This is a genomic window from Amycolatopsis sp. NPDC006125, from assembly GCF_040614195.1.
Lineage (GTDB): Bacteria > Actinomycetota > Actinomycetes > Mycobacteriales > Pseudonocardiaceae > Amycolatopsis_E > Amycolatopsis_E tucumanensis.
Map to the genome: position 1 here is coordinate 55,679 of NZ_JBEXTZ010000004.1, position 20,918 is coordinate 76,596.

Sequence of the window (20,918 nt, forward strand, 5' to 3'; positions counted from 1 at the left end):
AGCACGATGCAGAACTTCGGCACCCCCGCCCCGATCGCCGCCGTCGCCGACATTCCCGCCGGGAGCATCCGGTTCGTGGCCGCCGACCGGGCCGGCACCACCGTCGAGGTCCGGCCGGGGGACGCCGCGAAGAGGCGGGACGTGCGGGCGGCCGAGCAGACGACCGTGGCCTACGCCGACGGCGTGCTGCGGATCGCCGGCCCGGCCGGGAACCAGGTCCTCGGCAGCTCCGGCTTCGTCGCGGTGACGGTACAGCTGCCCGCGGGGTCGCGCGTCGAGGCGACCGGCGCCGGCCTCGATCTGCGTGGCACCGGGCGGCTCGGCGAGGTCGTCGTCGAGGGCGCGCACGGCGAGGTCGAACTCGACGAGGCGGCGGCCGTCCGGGTCGAGACGCAGGCAGGCGACGTCACGGTCGGCCGCCTGACCGGCTCTGCGCGGATCAGCACCCGCAAGGGCGACATCCGCATCGCCGAGGCCGAGCGCGGCGAGGTCGTGCTCCGCACCGAGGCCGGTGACGTGTCGGTCGGCGCCGCCGCGGGGGTTTCCGCCTCGCTGGACGCGGGCACCAGCTTCGGCCGGATCCGCAACGCGCTCCGCAACGACGGGACCGCCGGCCTGACGATCCGCGCGACCACGGACTACGGCGACATCCACGCGCACAGCCTGTGAAGCGGGTCAGGTCCCGAGCCCCAGGGCCGCGCACGCGCCGTCCACGGCAAGGCGCAGCGCGTCCTGGGGCACATCGGGGAACTGGACGGTGCAGTCCTGGATCCCGCCGAACGCGATCACCGCGCGGGCGGCCTGCTCCAGGGTGGGCTCGGGATCTTGCAGCAGCCTCACCAGCCGATCGCGCCAGGTGAGCACGCGGTCGATCAGGCCGAGGTCGACTTCGACTCGATGCCCAGCTCCGCATGGAAACCTGGTCCCGGGGGAGGGTGACGCTCGTCGGCGACGCGGGCTACTGTCCCGGCCCGGCCGTCGGTGGCAGCACCAGCCTGGCCGTCGTCGGCGCGTACGTCCTCGCGGGAGAGCTGGCGCGCGCTCAGGGCGGCGAGAACCCTGGTTCCCCAGTCGCCTGGGCGTGCGGGCTCTGGTCCGCGTCGAGGACTACGGCGCCGCGCGTTGAGAGGTGCGGCTCAGGTGCGGTCGCGCCCCGCGACGAGGCTGGAGATCCGGCGGAGCAGGCCGCGCGGCAGCAGGCCGCCGATGGCGACGATCGCCTTGTACTGGGGTGACGGGATGGAGATGACCTTCCCGCGCCGCAGGTCGGCCAGGCCCTCGGCGACCACCCGGTCGGCCTTGAGCCAGAACGCCTTCGGGCCCGGCTTCTCCAGCCCGGCCCGCTCGTGGAACTCGGTCTCGGTGAAACCCGGGCACAGCGCGGTCATCCGAATGCCGGCAGGCAGCGCCGCCGCGATGCCTTCGGTGAATGAGGTGACCCAGTTCTTGCTCGCGGTGTACGTCGAGCCGCGGCCGGAGAAGAAACCGGCCACGCTGGACACGTTGATGATGTCGCCGCGGCCGCGCTCGATCATGCCGGGCAGGGCCGCGCGGGTCAGCCGCAGCACGGCGGTCACGTTCACGTCCAGCTGCGCCTGCAGCTCGTCCACCGGCGCGGTCCAGAACTCGCCGGCCAGGCCGAACCCGGCGTTGTTGACCAGCATGTCGACCGGCTCCGCGGCCAGACGCTCCTCGACGGCCGCCCGGCCCTCCGCCGAAGCGAGGTCCGCGGGCAACGTGACCGCCTTGATCCGGTGCCGCCGCGACAGCTCACCGGCAAGCGCTTCCAGCCGCTCCGCGTTGCGGGCGACGAGGACCAGGTCGTAACCCTCCTCGGCGAGCCGGCGCGCGAACGCGGCGCCGATCCCGGCGGTCGCGCCGGTGACGAGCGCCGTGCTCACTGGGCGGGCCCGGCCGGCGGCGGCGTGCTCAGGCCCGGCTGCTCGGACTGACCGGGCTGCCAGTGGCGGCCGGCCGCCGGGTACTCCTCGTCGAACGGGTCCACGATGTCGGCGATCTCGCCGAGGTCGCGGAGCAGGCGCTCCAGCCGGGACGGCCCGGCCTGCGGCGCGACGCTGGCGAGCACCCACTCGTTCTCCAGCCACGCCACGCCGACGTCGCCGCCGAGCGCGTCGGCGGCGTCCACGAGCTCCTGGGTGATGACCGCGCGGGCGCCTTCGGGGTCGTCGGCGAACGCGTAGCGCTGGCCCACCGGACCGAGCAGCTCCGGCATGTCCGCGCGCTGGAACGGCACGCTGGCCAGCCACAGCTCGACGAGCACCGGGTGCACGCGGTTGCAGCGCACGGCGACCACGACCGCCGGGATCTGACCGTCGGCCTCGATGTCGAACACGAACACCGGGCGGCGGCCGTCGGCGGTGAAGGTCGAGCCGACGACGACGTTGACCGCCGTCTCGGCGCGGAAGTACCCGAGCGCGCCGCCGGACCACTGCCGGACGAGCCGCTCGTCCTCCTCCACGAACTGCCATCCGCGCAGGTCGGACCAGCGCATCCGCTCCCGGTTGCGGGAGCCCTCCCTGGTCCGGTCGACGGCGAGCAGCAGCAGCCCCGCCACCAGTGCGACGGCGGCGATGACGAACCAGACCCACGCCGGAATACCCACGAGGGTGAGGGTAGCGCGCCGGGCCGCTGAACCAAGGTCAGCGGCCCGTGTCGCAACCCGTTAGTCCGCCCGGGTGACCACGAGCGTGTCGCCCGCGTTCAGGTCCGGCACGTCCACGCGCACGGTGTCACCGTCCCGGACCTCGCCTGCCAGCAGCTTCTTCGCCAGCTGGTCGCCGATCGCCGACTGCACCAGCCTGCGCAGCGGACGGGCGCCGTAGATCGGGTCGAACCCGTTCAGCGCGAGCCAGTCGCGGGCGCCGGGGGTGACGTCCAGCGTCAGGCGGCGCTGCGCCAGCCGGGTGGCCAGCTTCGCGACCTGGATGTCCACAATGGACGTCAGCTGCTCGGTGTCGAGCGAGTGGAACACCACGATGTCGTCCAGCCGGTTCAGGAACTCCGGCTTGAAGTGCCGCTGCACCGTGGACAGCACCGCGTCCCGCCGCTGCTGCTCGTCGAGGGAGGCGTCCGCGATCGCCTGCGAACCGAGGTTCGAGGTCAGGATCAGGATCGTGTTGCGGAAGTCGACCGTGCGGCCCTGGCCGTCGGTCAGCCGCCCGTCGTCGAGCACCTGCAGCAGCACGTCGAACACGTCCGGGTGCGCCTTCTCGACCTCGTCCAGCAGCACCACCGAGTACGGCCGCCGCCGGACGGCCTCGGTCAGCTGACCGCCCTGGTCGTAGCCGACGTAGCCCGGGGGAGCGCCGACCAGCCGCGCGACGCTGTGCTTCTCGCTGTACTCGCTCATGTCGATGCGGGTCATCGCGCGCTCGTCGTCGAACAGGAACTCCGCCAGCGCCTTGGCCAGCTCGGTCTTGCCGACGCCGGTCGGGCCGAGGAACAGGAACGAACCGGTCGGCCGGTCCGGGTCCGCGACGCCGGCGCGCGTGCGGCGCACCGCGTCCGACACCGCCTGGACCGCCTCGCGCTGGCCGACGACCCGCCTGCCCAGCTCCTCCTCCATGCGGAGCAGCTTGCCGGTCTCGCCTTCGAGCAGGCGGCCGGCCGGGATGCCGGTCCACGCGCTCACCACGTCGGCCACGTCGTCCGCACCGACCTCTTCCTTCAGCATGACGTCGGCGCCGGACGAGCTGTTCGCGGTGTTGCGCTGCGCGGCTTCCAGGTCCTTCTCCAGCGCCGGGATCTTGCCGTAGCGCAGCTCGGCGGCGCGGCCCAGGTCGGCGTCGCGCTCGGCCCGGTCGGCCTCGCCACGCAGCTGCTCCAGCTGCTCCTTCAGCTCGCGGACCTTCTCGATCGAGCCCTTTTCGTTCTGCCACCGGGCGGTCAGCGCGGAGAGCTCCTCGCGCTTCTCGGCCAGCTCGGCGCGCAGCGCGGCCAGCCGCTCGATCGAGGCCGGGTCCTCCTCCTTGGACAGCGCCATCTCCTCGATCTCCAGGCGCCGCACGGCGCGCTCGACCTCGTCGATCTCGACGGGTCGGGAGTCGATCTCCATGCGCAGCCGGGACGCGGCCTCGTCGACCAGGTCGATCGCCTTGTCCGGGAGGAAGCGCGCGGTGATGTAGCGGTCGGACAGCGTCGCGGCCGACACCAGCGCGGCGTCCGTGATGCGGACACCGTGGTGCACCTCGTAGCGCTCCTTGAGGCCACGCAGGATGCCGATGGTGTCCTCGACCGACGGCTCGCCGACCAGCACCTGCTGGAAGCGCCGCTCCAGGGCCGCGTCCTTCTCGATGTGCTGGCGGTACTCGTCGAGCGTGGTGGCGCCGACCATGCGCAGCTCACCGCGGGCGAGCATCGGCTTGATCATGTTCCCGGCGTCCATCGCGCCCTCGCCGGTCGCGCCCGCGCCGACGATGGTGTGCAGCTCGTCGATGAACGTGATGACCTGGCCGGCCGACTCGGTGATCTCCTTGAGGACGGCCTTGAGCCGCTCCTCGAACTCACCGCGGTACTTCGCGCCGGCGACCATCGAACCCAGGTCCAGCGCCACGACCCGCTTGCCGCGCAACGACTCCGGCACGTCGCCGGCCACGATCCGCTGGGCGAGGCCCTCGACGATCGCGGTCTTGCCGACGCCCGGCTCGCCGATCAGGACGGGGTTGTTCTTGGTGCGCCGCGACAGCACCTGGACCACGCGGCGGATCTCCGCGTCGCGGCCGATCACCGGGTCCAGCTCGCCCTTGCGGGCGCGGTCGGTCAGGTCGACGCCGTACTTCTCCAGCGCCTTGAACGTGCCCTCGGGGTCGGGGCTGGTGATGCGGGCCGAGCCGCGCACCTTGGTGAACGCCTCGCGCAGCGCGTCCGGGGTGGCGCCGTGCCGCTTGAGCAGGTCCGCCACCTGACCGCCCTCCGCGGCGAGGCCGACCATCAGGTGCTCGGTGGAGACGTACTCGTCACCGAGCTCGGTCGCGAGCTTCTGGGCGTGCGTCAGCGACTTCACCGCGGGCGGGTCGAACTGCGGAGTGGACACGGTCGCGCCGGTCGCCGAGGGCAGCCCCTGCGTGATCGGCTCCAGCTCCTTGTGCACCTGCCGCGGATCGGCGCCGACCGCCGTCAGCAGCGGGCCGGCCAGCCCGTCGCCCTGCGCCAGCAGCGCGCCGAGCAGGTGTGCGGCGGTGACGCTGGGGTTGCCCGCCACGGTCGCCGCCTGCGCCGCCGACGAGATCGCCTGCTGGGTCTTCGTCGTCGGGTTGAAAGCGTCCATCCCACACTCCATGTCGCATACCTGCCGGAGACCTTCCTCCAGGTCCCTCGACATCTACAACGTCAACAAACTTGAGCGTGTTCCGCTCAACCCTGATTTTTCCCCTTGCGTAATGGTCAAGAATCGTTGACCATTGCTGGCATGCCTGCCGATGATCAGTCCGAGACGTTCCGCGTCACCACCGACGAACAACTGCGCGCCGTGTCCAACCTGACGCGCCACCGGATCATGGCCGTGCTCCGCTTCGAGCCGGCCACGATCACGCAGATCGCCGAGCGGGTCGGTCTGGCGAAGGGGAGTTCCAGCTACCACGTGCGGCTCCTGGAGAAGGCCGGCCTGGTGAAGGTCGTGCGGACGCGCAAGGTCCGGGGGGTCGTCGAGCGGTACTACGCGATGACCGCGCGGAGCATCGAGCTGCCTGATCCGGGCGAGGGCGGGCCGGACGTGCTGATGCGGCACGCCGTGGCGGACCTGGAGGCATCGCCCGCGGACGGCGAGCGGCACGTGCGGATGGCGCACCTGCGGCTCACCGACGAGCAGTTCGCGGAGCTGGGAGCGCGGCTGCACGCGCTGGCGGACGAGTACCGGAAGCTGTCCGATCCGTCGCTGCCGGACACCTCGCTCGTCTTCGCGTTGTTCCACCCGGCGCAGGGCGCCAAGCCCGAAGGAGGCGCCAGATGACCTCGGACGTCCGGAAGACGCTGCCGACCGGGTTCGGCCGGCTGTGGACCGCGCAGACGATCTCCTCGCTCGGCGACGGGGTCACGCACGCCGCGCTGCCGCTCATCGCGTTGACGCTGACACGGGAGCCGATGGCGCTCGCCGTCGTGACGGCCGCGGGAACGCTGCCGTGGCTGCTCTTCGGGGTGCTCGGTGGTGCGCTGGTGGACCGCTGGGACCGGCGCCGCACGATGTGGGTCGCGGACGCGGCACGCGCGGTGCTGCTCGCGGTCCCCGCCGCGGCGGCGGTGTTCGACCTGCTGTCCATCCCGCTGCTCGCGATCGTCGCTTTCCTGCTCGGCCTCGGCGGGCTCTTCTTCGACACGGCGGCCTCGGCCTACCTGCCGGACCTGCTCCGCCGCGACCCCGCGCTCCTGGAGCGGGCCAACTCCCGGTTGCGTGGCGCCCAGACCGCCATGTCCGGCTTCGCGGGACCGCCCGCGGGCAGTGCGCTGCTCGCGCTCGGGCGGGCCGTCCCGCTGGTCGCCGACGCGGTGTCGTTCCTGTTCTCCGCACTGCTCGTGCGGACGCTGCCCGCCATGCCCAGGCCCGTGCCGGAGGTCCGCGAGTCGCTGCTCCGGCAGGCGCGGGCCGGCGCCTCCTACGTCTTCCGGGACCGCGTGCTGCTCGGGCTCGCGCTCCGCCCGGCGGTCGGGAACGTCGCCTTCCTCGCCGTGGAGACCGTTCTCGCCCTCTTCGCGCACGACCGCCTCGGCATCGGCACCGCCGGCTTCGGCCTGCTCCTCACGGCGGAGGCCACCGGCGGCCTGCTCGGTGCGGCCATCGCCTCCCCGCTGGGCAGGCGCCTGGGCACCGGCACCGCGCTGACCTGCACGGCCGCCGTCGAGGGGCTCGCCATCCTGGGCCTGGCCACCGCGTCGAACCCGTACCTGGCCGGGCTGGCGCTCGCCGTGTGCGGGGCCGGCATGGGCGCCACGATGGTGCTCGGGCCCTCCCTCCGGCAGGCCATCGTCCCGGCCCACCTCATGGGCCGGGTCGCCTCCACCTCCCGGATGCTGGCCATGTGCGCCGCCCCGCTCGGGGCCTTCCTCGGCGGCTGGCTGGCCGCCACCTACGACGTCCGCACCCCGCTCTACGCCGCGGCCATCCTCCTACTGACGATGACCGCCGTCACGGCGTCCATGACCAGCAACCGCCGGGTCGAAGCGGCGTTGCGGGCCGCCGCCCCGGCCGCCGTGTCGTGACGCTGCCGCGGCCGCCCCGGAAAAGCACGAAGACCGCCTCCCGGGGGATTGAGGCGGTCTTCGCGGGTCTGTAGTTCGCGGGTCAGCGCGGGTGCGTCAGCTCCACGTCACGCGAGAGCGGGGCGCCCGCGACGACTTCCAGCGGCGCCGCGACCGGGGCGTATCCGCTGGTCACGAGCGTGTAGTCGCCCGCGGGGAGGTCGCTGAACGAGTACCGGCCGTCCTCGTCGGTCAGCGTCATCGCGACCACCTCGCCGCCCGCGTCGAGCAGCGTCACCTGGGCCTCGGCGACCGGGCGGTCGTCCCGGCCGGCGCGAACCACTCCGCCGAGCCGGGCGGTGAGCCCGAGTTCGACGTCGTGCGTGGCCTGCTCGCCCTCGGTGGTCGCCAGCGGCACCGCGGCAGGCTGGTGACCGGCGGCCGTGACGGTCAGCGTGTGCACGCCGCCCGGCACGTCGTCGAAGTGGTACCAGCCGTCGCCACCGGTGACGACCGACGACACCACCTCGCCCCGGTCGTCGGTCAGCACGAGCGTCGCGCCGCCGACCGGCTGGCCCGCGCTCGACCGCACCACGCCGCTGAGGCCACCGGCGCCGCTCATCTCGACGTCCCGGCGCACCGGCTGCCCGTCGACCGTGACCATCACGGCGCTCGGCTGGAACCGGGCCGCCGAGGTGATCAGCAGGTAGATGGCGTTCGGCGGGGCCGGCAGCCGGTAGCTGCCGTCGGCCGCGGTCAGCGTTCGCGCCACCTGCTGCCCGGACGAGTCGGTCAGCGTCAGGGCGGCCCCGGCCAGCGGACGACCCGACTGGCCGGTCACGACGCCGTGGACGGCCGGACCGGCGACCGGGGCCGCGACCGCCTCGGTGCTCTCGGTCAGGTCGATGCTGCGGCGCAGCGGGACCTCCTTGATGAGCACTACCGCGATCAGCGTCGCGATCGCGACGATCCCGCCTGCGAAGAAGATCGAGCCGATGCTGTCGCCGTAGGCGGCCCGCACGATCGACTGGATCGGCTCCGGCAGCGCGGCCAGGTTCAGGCTGCTGCCCGCGCCTGCCGATCCGCCCTGGATGCCCAGCGCGGCCAGCGCGCTCGACACGTGGCTGCTGACCTTCGCCGCGAGCAGCGCGCCCAGCGCGGACACCCCGGCCGAACCGCCCAGCGTGCGGAAGAAGGTCACCACCGAGGACGAGGAACCCATGTCCTTCATCGCGACGGTGTTCTGCACGACCAGCACCAGGTTCTGCAGCAGGGTGCCGACGCCGAGGCCGAGCAGTGTCAGGTAGGTGCCCATCAGCACCAGGTTGGTCTGGTGGTCGATCGTGCTGAGCAGGAACAGGCTCGCCACCAGCAGCACCGCGCCGCCGAGCATCCACGCCTTGGTCTTGCCGGTGCGCGAGATGACCTGGCCCGAGATGGTCGAGGACAGGAACAGCCCCAGCATCATCGGGATGGTCATCAGCCCGGCGTGCGTCGGGGAGTAGCCGCGGGCGAGCTGGTAGTACTGCCCGAGGAACACCGCGCCGCCGAACATCGCCGTGCCGACCGACAGGCTGCCGATCACCGCCAGTGTGAAGGTGCGGTTGCGGAACAACTTCAGCGGCACCACCGGGTCCGGCACCTTCGACTCGACGAACACCGCCAGCGCCAGCGCGACCAGTCCGCCGAGCACGTAGAACAGGGTCGACCAGGACCACCAGGCGAAGCTGCCGCCCGCCAGCGACACCCAGATCAGCAGCAGCGAGACGCCGCCGACGAGCAGGGTCGCGCCCAGCCAGTCGATCTTCACCTGCTGCTTGAGGACCGGCAGGTGCAGCGTCTTGCCCAGCACGATGAACGCGACCACCGCGACCGGGACCGTGATCCAGAAGTTCCAGCGCCAGCCGAGCGGCGAGTCCACGATCACGCCACCGAGCAGCGGGCCGGCGACGGTCGCCAGCGCGAACACCGCGCCGATGTAACCGCTGTAGCGGCCGCGTTCCCGCGGCGAGATCATCGCCGCGATCACGACCTGGATCAGCGCCTGCATGCCGCCGAGGCCGAGGCCCTGGACGGCGCGGAACGCGATCAGCTCGGGCATGGACTGGGAGATGCCGCCGAGCACCGAGCCGACCGTGAAGATCACGATCGACAGCTGGTAGAGCATCTTCTTGCTGAACAGGTCCGACAGCTTGCCCCAGATCGGGGTGCTCGCCGTGGACGCCAGCAGGGTGGCGGTGACCACCCACGTGTACTGGCTCTGCGAGCCGTCGAGGTCGGCCAGGATCGTCGGGAGTGCGTTCGAGACGATCGTGGAGGACAGCACGGCGACCAGCAGTGCCAGGAGCAGGCCGACGAACGCGCGCCCGACCTGGCGCCGCGTCATCGCCTCCTGGTTCGCTGTCGTGCTCACTTCGGGGATCACTTCCTCTTCTCCGCCGCCGGGTCCGGCGGGCAGGTGACCGGCGTCTGGCCGAGGGCCTCGCGCAGTCCTTGGTTCATCAGGGTCAACCGGGCGGTGAGTGCTTCGACCTCGTCGTCGGACCAGTCCGCGAGCGCGCGCCGGATGAAGTCGACGTGCAGCTGCCGCCACCGCTCGAGCTCGGCGCGGCCGGCTTCGGACAGGCTGATCAGGCTGGCGCGCCCGTCCTCTGGCGCCGGCCTGCGCTCGACCAGCCCGGCGGCGGTCAGCTGGCCGATCTGCCTGCTGATCACCGAGATGTCGACCATCTTGCGCTTCGCGAGGTCCGACGGGCGGCTCTCGCCGTGCACGTTGAGATCGGACAGCAGCATGGCGGCCGCGGGGTGCAGGCCGTCGTGCTCGCGCTGCCAGGACTGGTTGATCCAGGCGTGCTGCAGCTGGCCGGCCGCGCGCAGTTCGCGCATCAGCTGGACGGCCTTCTCGTCGCGGTCCCCCATGGACCCACCTCCTGGTTGGTTGTCACATACAACTATAGGAGCAGTAGTTGTATGCCACAACTATCTAAGTTGGTGACTTGTCCCACTGATGGAGGGGATCTCCGAACCACCCGGAAGGAGCAACTTCGCGAGGATTGCGACTGAGGCGGTTACCCTGCGACGGATCGTGTTCGCATTACCTGGCTACGATTAACCGAGTAGGGTGGATTATTCATGATCTTTTCACACGCTCACGTGCTATTGCGTGTTCATGAATAATCGACGGCGAGCATGAACGCGCACTACGGAGCAGCCCCGATCCCATGACAGCCGACCCCGTCAGCCCCGTTCCCCGGTCCGTGCACCGGGAGGCGCCCCCTGCCGTCACCGCGATGGTGCGCCTGATCCGGGACTCCTGGGTCAAGGCGGAGCCGTACCTGCCCGAGGTGACGCAGTTCTTCTACGGGATGCTGTTCACCCTCGCGCCCGCGACGCGGGACTTCTTCCCGATCAACATGGAGGTCCAGCGCAACCGCATGGTGCGCGCGCTGGTGCACGTCGTGCAGATGGTCGACCAGCCCGACGACCTGGTGCCGTTCCTGCGGCAGCTCGGGCGCGACCACCGCAAGTTCGGCGTGGTGCCGGGCCACTACGAGGCGGTGGGCACCGCGTTGCTCGCGGCGATGAAGACGCAGCTGGGCCCGGACTGGACCGACGAGGTCGAGCGGGCGTGGGCGGAGGCGTTCACGATCATCGCCCGGCAGATGCAGGAGGCCGCGGCCACCGACACGAACCCGCCGAACTGGTCGGCGCGGGTGGCCGAGCACCGGCGGCTGAGCTGGGACCTGGCGATGGTGCGGCTGGAGCCGGAGCAGCACATCCCGTTCCGGCCGGGGCAGTACCTGAGCGTCGAGGTGCCGCAGCGGCCGCGGTTGTGGCGGTACCTGTCGCCGGCGAACGCCCCGCGCCCGGACGGCTCGCTGGAGTTCCACATCCGCGCCATCGAGGGCGGCTGGGTGTCCCGGGCGATCGTCAGCCACACCCAGGCGGGTGACGTGTGGCGGTTCGGGCCGCCGCTGGGGACGCTGGGCGTGGACCGGGAGAGCGGCCGGGACGTGCTGATGGTCGCGGGCGGCACGGGTGTCGCGCCGATGCAGGCGATGCTCGACGAGCTGGGCCAGTGGGGCGAGAACCCGAAGGTGCACCTGTTCTACGGCGGCCGGACGCGCGAGGACCTGTACGCCCTGGAGGGGCTGCGGATGGTCGCGTCGTGCAACCCGTGGCTGACGGTGACGCCGGTGGTGGAGAACGGGCCGGGCCTGGTCGGCGGCGAGCAGGGCACGCTGGCCGACGTGGTGACCCGGTACGGCGCGTGGCCCGGCCACGACGTGCTGGTGTCCGGTTCGCCCGCGATGATCCGCGCGACGGTTTCCCGGATGCTGGTGGCCGGAACGGCACTCGATCAGATCAGGTACGACCCGTTCACGATCGACTAGCCTGCGACGGATGGACATTCCTGTCGCAGACGGAACCATCCGCGGCTATCTGGCCACCCCGCAGAGGGAGGTCTCGGGCGAGCCGCCGTGGCCAGGGGTCGTGATCGTGCACGACGCGGTCGGCCTGTCGCAGGACGCGAAGAACATCACCGACCGGTTCGCCACCGCCGGATATCTCGCGCTGTCGCCGGACATGTACTCGCGTGGCGGGCTCGTGCGGTGCGTGAAGTCGGTGTTCAAGGAGCTGGCGGCCGGGAAGGGGCGGGCGTTCGACGACCTGGACGCGGCGCGGTCGTTGCTGGCTGCGCGATCCGACTGCACTGGGCGGGTCGGGATCGTCGGGTTCTGCATGGGTGGCGGGTTCGCCCTGGTGGCGGCTTCCCGGGGGTTCGACGCGTCGGCTCCGTACTACGGTCAGCTGCCGAAGGATTTGTCTGTTTTGGACGGTGCTTGCCCGGTGGTGGCTTCGTTCGGGAAGAAGGACTTTTCCTTGCGTGGAGCCGCGGCGAAGCTGGAGCGGGAGTTGTCGGCTCGGGGGGTGCCGCATGACGTCAAGGAGTACCCGGGGGTCGGGCACAGTTTCGCCAATCAGTTCCACGGGCCGGTCAATGTGCTGCTGAAGATCGCCGGGATGAGCTATGACCGGGAGGCCAGCGAGGACGCTTGGCGGCGCGTGTTGGCCTTCTTCGCGGAGCACTTGGGGCGCGAGGCGGCGTAGAGCGCGTTCTGCTGAATGAAAGAAGGGCCCCGCGTGCTGCGGGGCCCTTCTGTGTTTTCATCGCCTGCGGCGTGGTTTCCACACCACCAGGGCGGTTTCCTGCTTCATCGGCACCAGGTCCTTGCGGTAGGAACGGTGCACGGCCGCCGCGGCTTGTTCGGCTGCCGCGTACGCGGTGGCGAGTTCTTCGGTCAGTTCGGCGATCCGGGACTGCAGCGCTTCGACCTGGTTCTCCAGCTCGATGATCCGCTTGATGCCCGCCAGGTTGACGCCCTCCTCCTGGGACAGGCGCTGCACCTCACGCAGCAGCGCGATGTCCCGCATGGAGTAGCGCCGCCCGCCGCCCGCGGTCCGGCCCGGGGAGACCAGGCCCATGCGGTCGTACGAGCGCAGGGTCTGGGCGTGCAGGCCGGACAGCTGAGCGGCCACGGAGATCACGAAGACCGGCGTCTCTTCGTCGGCCCCGTGCGGCAACCCGCCGAACACCTAGATCAACCCCTTTCGCGGAGCAGCTTCGTGATCTCCGGCCGCGGGTCGTGCTTCTCGGCGATCTTGGCGTACGCCTCGAGCGCCTCCCGCTCCGAAGACTCCAACCGCGACGGCACGGCCACCTGCAACGTGACGAGCAGGTCGCCCTGCGAGCCGTCCCGCTTCTTGATGCCCTTGCCGCGCACCCGCAGGACCCGGCCGCTGCCGGTGCCCTCGGGCACCTTCACCGAAACCTTCCCGTCCAGCGTCGGCACGGTGATCGTCGCACCCAGAGCGAGTTCGGGGTAGCTCACCGGGACCGTGATCGTCAGATCATTACCCGACCGGCCGAACACCGGGTCCGGGTTCACGTGCACCCGCACGTACAGGTCACCGGCGGCCGCGCCGCCGCGGCCCGGCTCGCCCTGGCCGGCCAGCCTGATCCGCTGGTTGTCGTCCACGCCCGCCGGCACCCGCACGGTCAGCGTGCGCGTCTGGGTGCTGACACCCTCGCCGCCGCACTCCGGGCACGGGTCGTCGATGATCCGGCCGCGGCCACGGCAGTCCGGGCACGGCTCGGAGAACGCGAACGCCCCCTGGCTGCGGCTCACCAGCCCGGCGCCCTTGCAGGTGGGGCAGGTGCGCGGCGTGGTGCCCGGGCGGGCGCCGTTGCCGTGGCACGTCGAACACGTCGCCGGGCTGGACAGCCGCAGCGGCAGGGTCGCGCCCTTCACCGCCTCGGCGAAATCGATCCGCACGTCCGTCTCGACGTCGGCGCCGCGCTGGCCGCGGGCGCCGGGGTTCTGCTGGCCCCGCCGGCCGAACAGGCCGCCGAGGATGTCGCCGAGCCCGCCGAAACCGCCCTGCGCGCCCGCGCCCGCGGTCTGCCCGAAGATGTCGCCGAAGTCGAAACCACCGGTGCCGCCCGCGCCGGGGAAGCCGAAGCCACCCGGCCCGCCGCCCGAACCGAACAGCCGCCGCGCCTCGTCGTACTCCTTGCGCTTGGCCGGATCCGACAGCACGCCGTAGGCCTCGGACACGGCCTTGAACTTCTGCTCGGCCTCCGTGTTGCCGGGGTTGGCGTCCGGGTGGTTCTCCCGCGCCAGCTTGCGGTAGGCCTTCTTGATCTCGTCCTGCGAAGCGTCGGAGGAGACGCCCAGCTCACGGTAGAAGTCCTTACCGATCCACTCCCGTGCACTCACCGGACGTCTCCTCCTCTCGCCTGTTCGTTACTGCTGTGCGTTCTCATCCGACAACTGCTCGACCGGGAGCTCACCCTCGACCGGGGCCTCGCCCGGCTCGTGGTCGGTGACGCCGACCAGCGCGGCCCGCAGCGTCCGGTCGCCGAACCGGTAACCACGGCGCAGCACCGTCGTCACCGTCGGCCCCGCCACCTCCGGCGAGGTGTTGTGCTGCACGGCCTCGTGCACGCTCGGGTCGAAGGGCTCGCCCTCCGCGCCGAACGGCTCGAGCCCGATCCGCTGCAGGCTCGCGACCAGCTTGTCCGCGACCGCCTTGAACGCGCCGGTGAGGTCGCCGTGCTGCTCCGCCCGCTCGAAGTCGTCGAGCAGCGGCAGCAGCTCGTTCACCACCGACGCCTTCGCGGCGCTGACCACGGCCTCGCGGTCGCGGTCGACGCGCTTGCGGTAGTTCGCGAACTCCGCCTGCAGGCGCTGCAGGTCGGCGGTGCGTTCCGCCAGTTCCTTCTCGACCTCGGACGGAGCCGCCACCGCGTCGTCCACGATGGACTCACCGAGCGACGGGCCCGCGTGGGCCGCCGGGGCTTCCGCGGCGGGCGCCTCGGAAGCCTCCGGCTGGGTCCGCACCTGGCCGGTCTCGGGGTCGATCTTGCGCCGGTCCCGCACGACCAGAGGCTCGGTGACCGGCTCCTGCTCGTCGATCTCGTTCGAGTGGCGTCCCGTCACTTCTTCTCGTCCTCGTCCACGATCTCGGCGTCCACCACGTCGTCCGCGCCCTTGTCGCCGGACGCGCCCGCCGCACCCGAGTCAGCGCCCGGGTTGGCGCCACCGGCCTGCTGCGCGTTGGCGTACAGGGCGGTGCCCAGCTCCTGCGACGCGGTGTTCAGCTTCTCGATGGCTTCCTTGATCTTGGCCGTGTCGGTGCCCTTGAGCGCCTCGTTGGCCTCGTCGATCGCGGTCTTGACCTTGCCCTTGAGGTCCTCGGGCAGCTTGTCCTCGTTGTCCTTGACGAACTTCTCGGTCTGGTAGACCAGCGTCTCGGCCTGGTTGCGGGTCTCGGCCTCCTCGCGGCGCTTGCGGTCCTCCTCCGCGTGCGCCTCGGCGTCCTTGACCATCCGCTCGATGTCCTCCTTCGGCAGCGCGGAGCCACCGGTGATGGTCATCGACTGTTCCTTGTTCGTGCCCAGGTCCTTCGCCGTGACGTGCACGATGCCGTTCGCGTCGATGTCGAAGGTGACCTCGATCTGCGGCACGCCGCGCGGGGCCGGCGGGATGCCGGTCAGCTCGAACATGCCGAGCTTCTTGTTGTGCGCGGCGATCTCGCGCTCGCCCTGGAACACCTGGATCTGCACCGACGGCTGGTTGTCGTCCGCCGTGGAGAAGATCTCGGACCGCTTCGTCGGGATGGTCGTGTTGCGCTCGATGAGCTTGGTGAACACGCCGCCCTTGGTCTCGATGCCCAGCGACAGCGGGGTCACGTCGAGCAGCAGGACGTCCTTGACCTCACCCTTGAGCACACCGGCCTGCAGCGCGGCGCCGACGGCGACGACCTCGTCCGGGTTCACGCCCTTGTTCGGCTCGCGGCCGCCGGTCAGCTCCTTGACCAGCTCGGCGACGGCGGGCATGCGGGTGGAACCGCCGACCAGCACCACGTGGTCGATCTGGCCGACCGAGATGCCGGCATCGCGGATCACGTTGTTGAACGGCGCCTTGGTGCGGTCCAGCAGGTCGGAGGTGATCCGCTGGAACTCCGCACGGGACAGCGTCTCGTCCAGGAACAGCGGGTTCTTGTCCGCGTCGACCGTGATGTAGGGCAGGTTGATGTTCGCGCTGCTCGAGCTGGACAGCTCGATCTTCGCCTTCTCCGCGGCCTCGCGGATGCGCTGCAGCGCCATCCGGTCCTTGGTCAGGTCGATGCCGTGGCTGGCCTTGAACTTGTCCACCAGCCAGTCGACGATGCGCTGGTCCCAGTCGTCACCACCGAGGTGGTTGTCACCGCTGGTGGCGCGCACCTCGACGACACCCTCGCCGATCTCCAGCAGCGACACGTCGAAGGTGCCGCCACCGAGGTCGAAGACCAGGATGGTCTGCTCCTTCTCGCCCTTGTCCAGGCCATAGGCCAGCGCGGCCGCGGTGGGCTCGTTGACGATGCGGAGCACGTTCAGGCCGGCGATCTGGCCGGCCTCCTTGGTGGCCTGCCGCTGCGCGTCCTCGAAGTAGGCGGGGACGGTGATGACCGCGTCGGTGATCTCCTCACCGAGGTAGGCCTCGGCGTCGCGCTTGAGCTTCATCAGCACGCGCGCGCTGATCTCCTGGGCCGTGTAGGCCTTGCCGTCGATCTCGGTCTTCCAGTCGGTGCCGATGTGCCGCTTCACGGACCGGATCGTCCGGTCGACGTTGGTCACGGCCTGGTTCTTCGCCGGCTGGCCCGTCAGCACCTCGCCGTTCTTGGCGAACGCGACGATCGACGGGGTCGTGCGGGAGCCTTCCGAGTTGGCGATGACCGTCGGCTCGCCGCCCTCCAGGACAGCGACGACCGAGTTGGTCGTGCCGAGGTCGATGCCGACCGCTCGCGCCATGGTGTGTTCCCTCCTGGTCATGCTGTGTGCGCAGCCCCGGTGAGCTGCGGTTTCGCGCCCGCGTTGAGCGGGTGGTACTCAAGTTCTATCTCGGGCGCGTGTTGGGCGTCAATCAGACTTGAGTGCTGCTCGCTCAACCTTTCTGACAGGGTAACGAGCGGGTCTGCGGTGTTGTTCCCGGCGTACCCGAAATCAGGTAGACCGCCTCGTGGGACCGCGCACAGGCGGAGTTGTAGACCCCGGTGTGGCCGTCCTCGGGGTAGGTGAGCAGCACGCTGCGCTCGATCCGGGCGGCGAGGCTGCGCGCCCAGGTCAGCGGCGTGGCCGGGTCGTGCTCCCCGCCGACCACCAGGATCGGCGGGGCCCCGCGAACGGGCTCGGCGTGCGGCGGGTTCGCCGCCGGGACGGGCCAGCCGAGGCAGCCCGACGCGAAGTCCCAGAACTCGGAGTAGCGCCAGCTGTGCGGCGCGGCTTCCCGGACCCGGTCGGCCGTCCGGCGCAGGTCCGCCGGGCCGGTGAAGGGCGACGGGAAGTCCTGGCAGCCGACGGCCCGGTAGGCGGGGTACTCGGCCGAGCCGAAGGGCATGGCCGAGGTCAGCGTGCTCGCGTCCGCCGGCGCGGCGCGCAGGGCGTCGGCCAGCCGCGGCCACAGCTGCGGGAAGTAGAGGTGCGAGTAGACGCCCGCTGCCAGCTCCTCGGGCGTGGCGTTGCGGCCGAGCTGCGCGGAGGGCGCGCCGGTGGTCATGAGCGCGTCGTAGCGGGCGAGCACGTCGTCGTCGCCGCAGTTGCTCGCGCACCACCGCGCGAAGCGCAGCAGGGCGTCCTCGGTGGCCGCGGCCGCGTCGAGGACGGCCCGCCGCATCGGCAGGGCGTGGTCGACCGCGCCGTCCAGGACCATCGCGCGCACGTGCTGCGGGTGGCGGGCGGCGTAGAGCGCGCCGATCTCGGTGCCGTACGAGGCGCCCAGCCAGGAGATCCGCTCCTCGCCGATGGCGAGCCGGATCCGCTCGACGTCCTCGGCGACGGTGGCCGTGTCGACGTCGCGGGGTCCGCGGCAGCCGAGGCCGACGTTCCGGTTGTGCGCCGCGAGCCGCGCGTAGCCGGCGTCGTCGGCGGGGAAGCGGCTGACCGCGGGGTCGTGCACCGGGCCGCATGTGATCGCCGGGGTGCTGCCGCCGACGCCGCGCGGGTCGAAGCCGATGACGTCGAACCGCCGGGTGAGCTCGGCGAACTCCGGCGTGGCGAGGCCGAGCCCGCCGTACGCGACGACGTCGGCCCCGGATCCGCCCGGGCCGCCCGGGTTGACCAGCAGCGAGCCGATGCGGCGGGCCGGGTCGAGCGCGGGCAGGCGGGCCAGCCGCAGCGTCGCGCCGGGCACGTCGAGCTCGGCGCACTGCAGGCGCTGCGCGGTCTGCGGGGTGGCGCAGTCGCGCCAGGTCAGAGCGGGCGCGGCGGGGGTGGCGGCGGGTGTGACGAGCAGGGTGGCGGCGAGGGCGAGTGCCGGGATCATGCCTGCTTCACGCTCGCGTCGCCGCTGGAGGTGCTGACGTCCAGGACGTACGGGGCCGACGGGTCCTGGACGACCTCGATCGACCGGTCGCCGCTCCTGGTCTCGCCGGTGACCCGGTAGCGGTCGGCGGGCACGACGACGCGGACGTCGCCGCTCTGGGCCTCGGCGCGGACGTTCTGGGCGGTGGCGAGGTCGACCTCGATGCTGCCCGACTTGGTGCGGGTCGTGACCGGGCCGGTGACGTCTTCGACGCGGATGTCGCCGGAACTGGCGGCCAGGTCGACCGCGCCGACCCCGTAGACGGTGAGGTTGCCGGAGCGGACCTCGCCGGTCACGGTGGTCCCGCGTGGGACCACCACCTCGTAGTCGACGGTGCAGTCCCCGCCGCAGCCGTCGAGGACCAGCTGGGCGCCGTCCAGGCGGAAGGCGCGGGCGGGCTGGTCGCCGTCGTAGTGGAGGACCTGGTTGACCGACGTCGTGGCGGTGTCCTCGACGCGGATCCGCACGTCACCGGAGTTGTTGTCGATGCGGACCGAGGACACCGGCTGGGCGACGGTTTCGGTGATCTCGGCGCGGTCCGAGATGCGCCACCAGTTCCAGTTCCACCCCAGTGCGAGCCCGATCCCGGCGACGATGAGCGCGATCCCGCCTATCGCGAGTGCCGGCTTGCGCATTGCGTCCTCCCCAGTGAACTTTGCTGTGCCGGTCACGCTATGGCCTGCGCGGGGCGCGCCGGTATCAGGGAAGCCCCCGGTTCGTCCCGGGGGTCACCCCGAACGGCACTAGGGTGATCACCGGCCACTCTGTGACGAGGAGGAATCGATGCCACAACCACCGAATCCGTACGAGTTCCTGCCGTCGGTGCCCGCCTTCACGGTGCGCAGCGACGACGTGGCGGACGGGGAGACGCTCGCGGCGCCGCACCTCAGCGGCATCTTCGGCGTCCCGGGCGGCGAGGACCGGTCGCCGCACCTGGCGTGGGAGGGCTTCCCGGCCGAGACCAAGAGCTTCGCCGTGACCTGCTACGACCCGGACGCCCCGACGGCCAGCGGGTTCTGGCACTGGGCGGTGTACAACATCCCGGCCTCGGTGACTTCGCTCCCGTCGGGCGCCGGGGACGCGTCGGGGTCCGGCCTGCCGTCCGGCGCCGTGACGGTGACCAACGACGGTGGCGTGCGGCAGTTCCTCGGCGCCGCGCCGCCGCCGGGGCACGGGCCGCACCGCTACTTCTTCGTCGTGCACGCGCTGAACGTGGAGTCCCTGGACCTCCCCGAGACGGCGACGCCCGCGTTCCTGGGCTTCAACATGTTCGGGGCGACGCTGGCGCGCGCGATGGTCGTGCCGGTGTACGAGAACAAGGGCTGAGTCCTTTCACCCCCGGATGAGGCGCCGCGTGGCGGCGGCCGCCATGGTCGCCGGACCACGGGAGGCGGGATGTCCACGACCAGCGCGGTGAAGACCGGCGGGGTGCTCGGCACCGCCTGCGCTCGTCGGGGCCGCGACGATCGTGAGGTCCGGCGCGCTCGGCGACGTCTTCGGGCGCCGGATGTTCGTGCTGGGTCTCGGGCTGTTCGTGGTGTCGTGCGCCCTGATGGCGCTCGCGCGCGGCGGGTGGATGGTCGTCGTCGGCCGGGTCGGGCAGGGTGCCGCAGGCGCGGCCTGGTGGTCGGTGCCCACCGCGGTCTGCCTTGCCGTCACGGCGCTCGCCTTCCCGGTGGTGGAGCGCCGGATGGCCGCGCCGCTGGTCGACCTGCGGCTGCTGCGGAACCCGGTGCTGGTCGGCGCGACGCACCCAGCGGCCGAAGGCGTGACCGCGACCGCGGCGGTCGCCCACACGGTGCCGGTCCCGCACTGATCACCGGGGTTTCAGCAGGTACTCCACGGTCGGCCGGAGCTCCTCGGCGGTCGGCGGCTCGTCGTCGATCAGGCCCTGGATCAGCAGCCCGTCGATCCCGGCCAGGAACACCCGCAGCGCCACCAGGTCGTCCGGCCGCACCATCGTGGTCAGCACGTCCAGCCACCGCCGCGCCGCCGGCCGCAGCTCCGGCCGGCGCGCGGCCAGCAGGTACAACTCGTACTCCGCCATCGTCCGGCCCCGCCGCGGGCCCAGCGCCTCCGCGAGCAGCGTCGCCACCTCGGACGCGCCCCGGCTGCCCCGCGACCGGGCCCGGTCGATCGTCCAGTACACCTCGGTCGCCATGTCGCGCGCGCACGCGATCAGGGTCGCGATCAGCAGGTCGTCGAGCGTCTCGAAGTGGTAGGTCGTGGACGTCGTCGGCACCCCGGCCTCGGCCGCGACCGTCCGGTGCGTCACCCCGGCCACGCCGTCCCGCTCGATCACCCGCAGCGTCGCGTCGATGATCTCCTGCCGCCGCTTCTCGCCGCGGGCCCGCCGCCCGTCGCGCTGGGGCTTCACGCCGAACCCACCTCGATCAGCACCACACCGCCGATGACCAGCGCCAGCCCGGCGACGATCGTCGGGTTCACCGGCTCGCCCAGGAACAGCACGCCGATGATCGCGACCGCCGCGACGCCCACCGCGGCCCAGATCGCGTACGCCACCCCGACCGGCATCCCGCGCTTCAACACGCTCGCCAGCGCCGCGAACGCGACGAGGTACCCGGCCACGACGATCACCGACGGCCACAGTTTGGTGAAGCCCTCGGACAACTTCATCGAAACAGTGGCGGTGACCTCGGCCGCGATGGCCAGAGCGAGCAGCAGATAGGCGACCATCCCGCCAAACTACCGGTACGATCGTCCCGATATCCAGCGAGTCCTACGCCACACTCGTGGGACTCAACTCGCGCCGATCGGTTACTCATGAGTAAATCCGGTTAGGCTCCCGCCAACCCACCA

General features: G+C 71.6%; 21 protein-coding genes and 1 pseudogene. 8 read left to right on the top strand and 14 right to left on the bottom strand.

The window, feature by feature from the left end; translation table 11 throughout:
* The first annotated feature begins 6 nt into the window (after nucleotides 1-6).
* A complete protein-coding gene (locus ABZ193_RS03530; RefSeq protein WP_354708736.1) occupies nucleotides 7-669 on the top strand; it encodes a DUF4097 family beta strand repeat-containing protein in 663 nt (220 codons plus the stop codon).
* 6 nt (nucleotides 670-675) lie between these two features.
* Here ABZ193_RS03530 and ABZ193_RS03535 read toward each other — a convergent pair whose 3' ends face one another.
* Nucleotides 676-840 carry a hypothetical protein gene (locus ABZ193_RS03535; protein WP_354708737.1) on the bottom strand — a complete coding sequence of 55 codons (165 nt, stop codon included), beginning with the start codon at nucleotides 838-840 and terminating at the stop codon, nucleotides 676-678.
* A 56-nt stretch (nucleotides 841-896) separates the two neighbouring features.
* Here ABZ193_RS03535 and ABZ193_RS03540 point away from each other — a divergent pair.
* Nucleotides 897-1,043: pseudogene (locus ABZ193_RS03540) on the top strand (FAD-dependent oxidoreductase); the annotation flags it as partial.
* A gap of 93 nt (nucleotides 1,044-1,136) precedes the next feature.
* Here the strand turns inward: ABZ193_RS03540 and ABZ193_RS03545 are convergent.
* The 3 genes from ABZ193_RS03545 to clpB are packed head-to-tail and all read right to left on the bottom strand — an operon-like array spanning nucleotide 1,137 to nucleotide 5,287.
* Nucleotides 1,137-1,901 carry an SDR family oxidoreductase gene (locus ABZ193_RS03545; RefSeq protein ID WP_354708738.1) on the bottom strand — a complete coding sequence of 255 codons (765 nt, stop codon included), beginning with the start codon at nucleotides 1,899-1,901 and terminating at the stop codon, nucleotides 1,137-1,139.
* A complete protein-coding gene (locus tag ABZ193_RS03550) occupies nucleotides 1,898-2,623 on the bottom strand; it encodes a hypothetical protein (RefSeq protein WP_020418377.1) in 726 nt (241 codons plus the stop codon). Before ABZ193_RS03550 ends, ABZ193_RS03545 begins: the two co-directional genes overlap by 4 nt.
* Before the next feature lie 60 nt (nucleotides 2,624-2,683).
* On the bottom strand, nucleotides 2,684-5,287 hold the full coding sequence (clpB, locus tag ABZ193_RS03555; protein ID WP_020418376.1) for an ATP-dependent chaperone ClpB: 2,604 nt from the start codon (nucleotides 5,285-5,287) through the stop codon (nucleotides 2,684-2,686).
* Nucleotides 5,288-5,428: 141 nt separating this feature from the next.
* On the opposite strand from clpB, the gene ABZ193_RS03560 reads away from it, so the two are divergent.
* On the top strand, nucleotides 5,429-5,968 hold the full coding sequence (locus tag ABZ193_RS03560; protein ID WP_020418375.1) for a winged helix-turn-helix domain-containing protein: 540 nt from the start codon (nucleotides 5,429-5,431) through the stop codon (nucleotides 5,966-5,968).
* Nucleotides 5,965-7,212 (top strand): MFS transporter, encoded by a 1,248-nt coding sequence (locus ABZ193_RS03565; RefSeq protein ID WP_237335559.1) that lies wholly within the window; start codon nucleotides 5,965-5,967, stop codon nucleotides 7,210-7,212. The genes ABZ193_RS03560 and ABZ193_RS03565 overlap by 4 nt, the downstream gene beginning before the upstream one ends.
* An 82-nt stretch (nucleotides 7,213-7,294) precedes the next feature.
* Here ABZ193_RS03565 and ABZ193_RS03570 read toward each other — a convergent pair whose 3' ends face one another.
* Both ABZ193_RS03570 and ABZ193_RS03575 read right to left on the bottom strand, forming a co-directional pair.
* Nucleotides 7,295-9,577 (bottom strand): MFS transporter, encoded by a 2,283-nt coding sequence (locus ABZ193_RS03570; RefSeq protein ID WP_354708815.1) that lies wholly within the window; start codon nucleotides 9,575-9,577, stop codon nucleotides 7,295-7,297.
* 35 nt (nucleotides 9,578-9,612) lie between these two features.
* Nucleotides 9,613-10,110, bottom strand: coding sequence for a MarR family transcriptional regulator (locus ABZ193_RS03575; RefSeq protein ID WP_354708741.1), 498 nt, complete (start codon nucleotides 10,108-10,110; stop codon nucleotides 9,613-9,615).
* A 302-nt stretch (nucleotides 10,111-10,412) separates the two neighbouring features.
* On the opposite strand from ABZ193_RS03575, the gene ABZ193_RS03580 reads away from it, so the two are divergent.
* Both ABZ193_RS03580 and ABZ193_RS03585 read left to right on the top strand, forming a co-directional pair.
* On the top strand, nucleotides 10,413-11,585 hold the full coding sequence (locus ABZ193_RS03580; protein ID WP_193354354.1) for a globin domain-containing protein: 1,173 nt from the start codon (nucleotides 10,413-10,415) through the stop codon (nucleotides 11,583-11,585).
* A 10-nt stretch (nucleotides 11,586-11,595) separates the two neighbouring features.
* Nucleotides 11,596-12,303, top strand: a complete 708-nt coding sequence (locus ABZ193_RS03585) for a dienelactone hydrolase family protein (protein WP_237335560.1) — start codon at nucleotides 11,596-11,598, stop codon at nucleotides 12,301-12,303.
* A 57-nt stretch (nucleotides 12,304-12,360) separates the two neighbouring features.
* Here the strand turns inward: ABZ193_RS03585 and ABZ193_RS03590 are convergent, their stop codons facing one another.
* The 6 genes from ABZ193_RS03590 to ABZ193_RS03615 all read right to left on the bottom strand — a co-directional run bounded on the left by ABZ193_RS03590 (nucleotide 12,361) and on the right by ABZ193_RS03615 (nucleotide 18,733).
* Complete coding sequence (locus tag ABZ193_RS03590) at nucleotides 12,361-12,789, bottom strand: helix-turn-helix transcriptional regulator (RefSeq protein ID WP_020418369.1); 429 nt, start codon at nucleotides 12,787-12,789, stop codon at nucleotides 12,361-12,363.
* Between the two features lie 5 nt (nucleotides 12,790-12,794).
* Nucleotides 12,795-13,973, bottom strand: coding sequence for a molecular chaperone DnaJ (dnaJ, locus tag ABZ193_RS03595; protein ID WP_020418368.1), 1,179 nt, complete (start codon nucleotides 13,971-13,973; stop codon nucleotides 12,795-12,797).
* Between the two features lie 27 nt (nucleotides 13,974-14,000).
* Nucleotides 14,001-14,696, bottom strand: coding sequence for a nucleotide exchange factor GrpE (grpE, locus tag ABZ193_RS03600; RefSeq protein WP_354708743.1), 696 nt, complete (start codon nucleotides 14,694-14,696; stop codon nucleotides 14,001-14,003).
* Complete coding sequence (gene dnaK, locus ABZ193_RS03605) at nucleotides 14,693-16,549, bottom strand: molecular chaperone DnaK (RefSeq protein WP_020418366.1); 1,857 nt, start codon at nucleotides 16,547-16,549, stop codon at nucleotides 14,693-14,695. Before dnaK ends, grpE begins: the two co-directional genes overlap by 4 nt.
* A gap of 133 nt (nucleotides 16,550-16,682) precedes the next feature.
* Nucleotides 16,683-18,059 (bottom strand): alpha/beta hydrolase, encoded by a 1,377-nt coding sequence (locus ABZ193_RS03610; protein WP_354708744.1) that lies wholly within the window; start codon nucleotides 18,057-18,059, stop codon nucleotides 16,683-16,685.
* Nucleotides 18,056-18,733 (bottom strand): DUF4097 family beta strand repeat-containing protein, encoded by a 678-nt coding sequence (locus ABZ193_RS03615; protein WP_020418364.1) that lies wholly within the window; start codon nucleotides 18,731-18,733, stop codon nucleotides 18,056-18,058. The genes ABZ193_RS03610 and ABZ193_RS03615 overlap by 4 nt, the downstream gene beginning before the upstream one ends.
* 148 nt (nucleotides 18,734-18,881) lie before the next feature.
* Here ABZ193_RS03615 and ABZ193_RS03620 point away from each other — a divergent pair, with 148 nt between their 5' ends.
* Nucleotides 18,882-19,424, top strand: a complete 543-nt coding sequence (locus tag ABZ193_RS03620) for a YbhB/YbcL family Raf kinase inhibitor-like protein (RefSeq protein WP_237335563.1) — start codon at nucleotides 18,882-18,884, stop codon at nucleotides 19,422-19,424.
* A 142-nt stretch (nucleotides 19,425-19,566) separates the two neighbouring features.
* On the top strand, nucleotides 19,567-19,914 hold the full coding sequence (locus ABZ193_RS03625; protein ID WP_354708746.1) for a hypothetical protein: 348 nt from the start codon (nucleotides 19,567-19,569) through the stop codon (nucleotides 19,912-19,914).
* On the opposite strand, the gene ABZ193_RS03630 is transcribed toward ABZ193_RS03625, so the two are convergent.
* Nucleotides 19,915-20,475: a TetR family transcriptional regulator gene (locus tag ABZ193_RS03630; protein WP_020418361.1), complete on the bottom strand. Its 561-nt coding sequence runs from the start codon at nucleotides 20,473-20,475 to the stop codon at nucleotides 19,915-19,917.
* Entirely contained in the window at nucleotides 20,472-20,795 is a 324-nt protein-coding gene (locus ABZ193_RS03635; RefSeq protein ID WP_020418360.1) for an SMR family transporter, read from the bottom strand. The genes ABZ193_RS03630 and ABZ193_RS03635 overlap by 4 nt, the downstream gene beginning before the upstream one ends.
* Nucleotides 20,796-20,918: the final 123 nt, after the last annotated feature.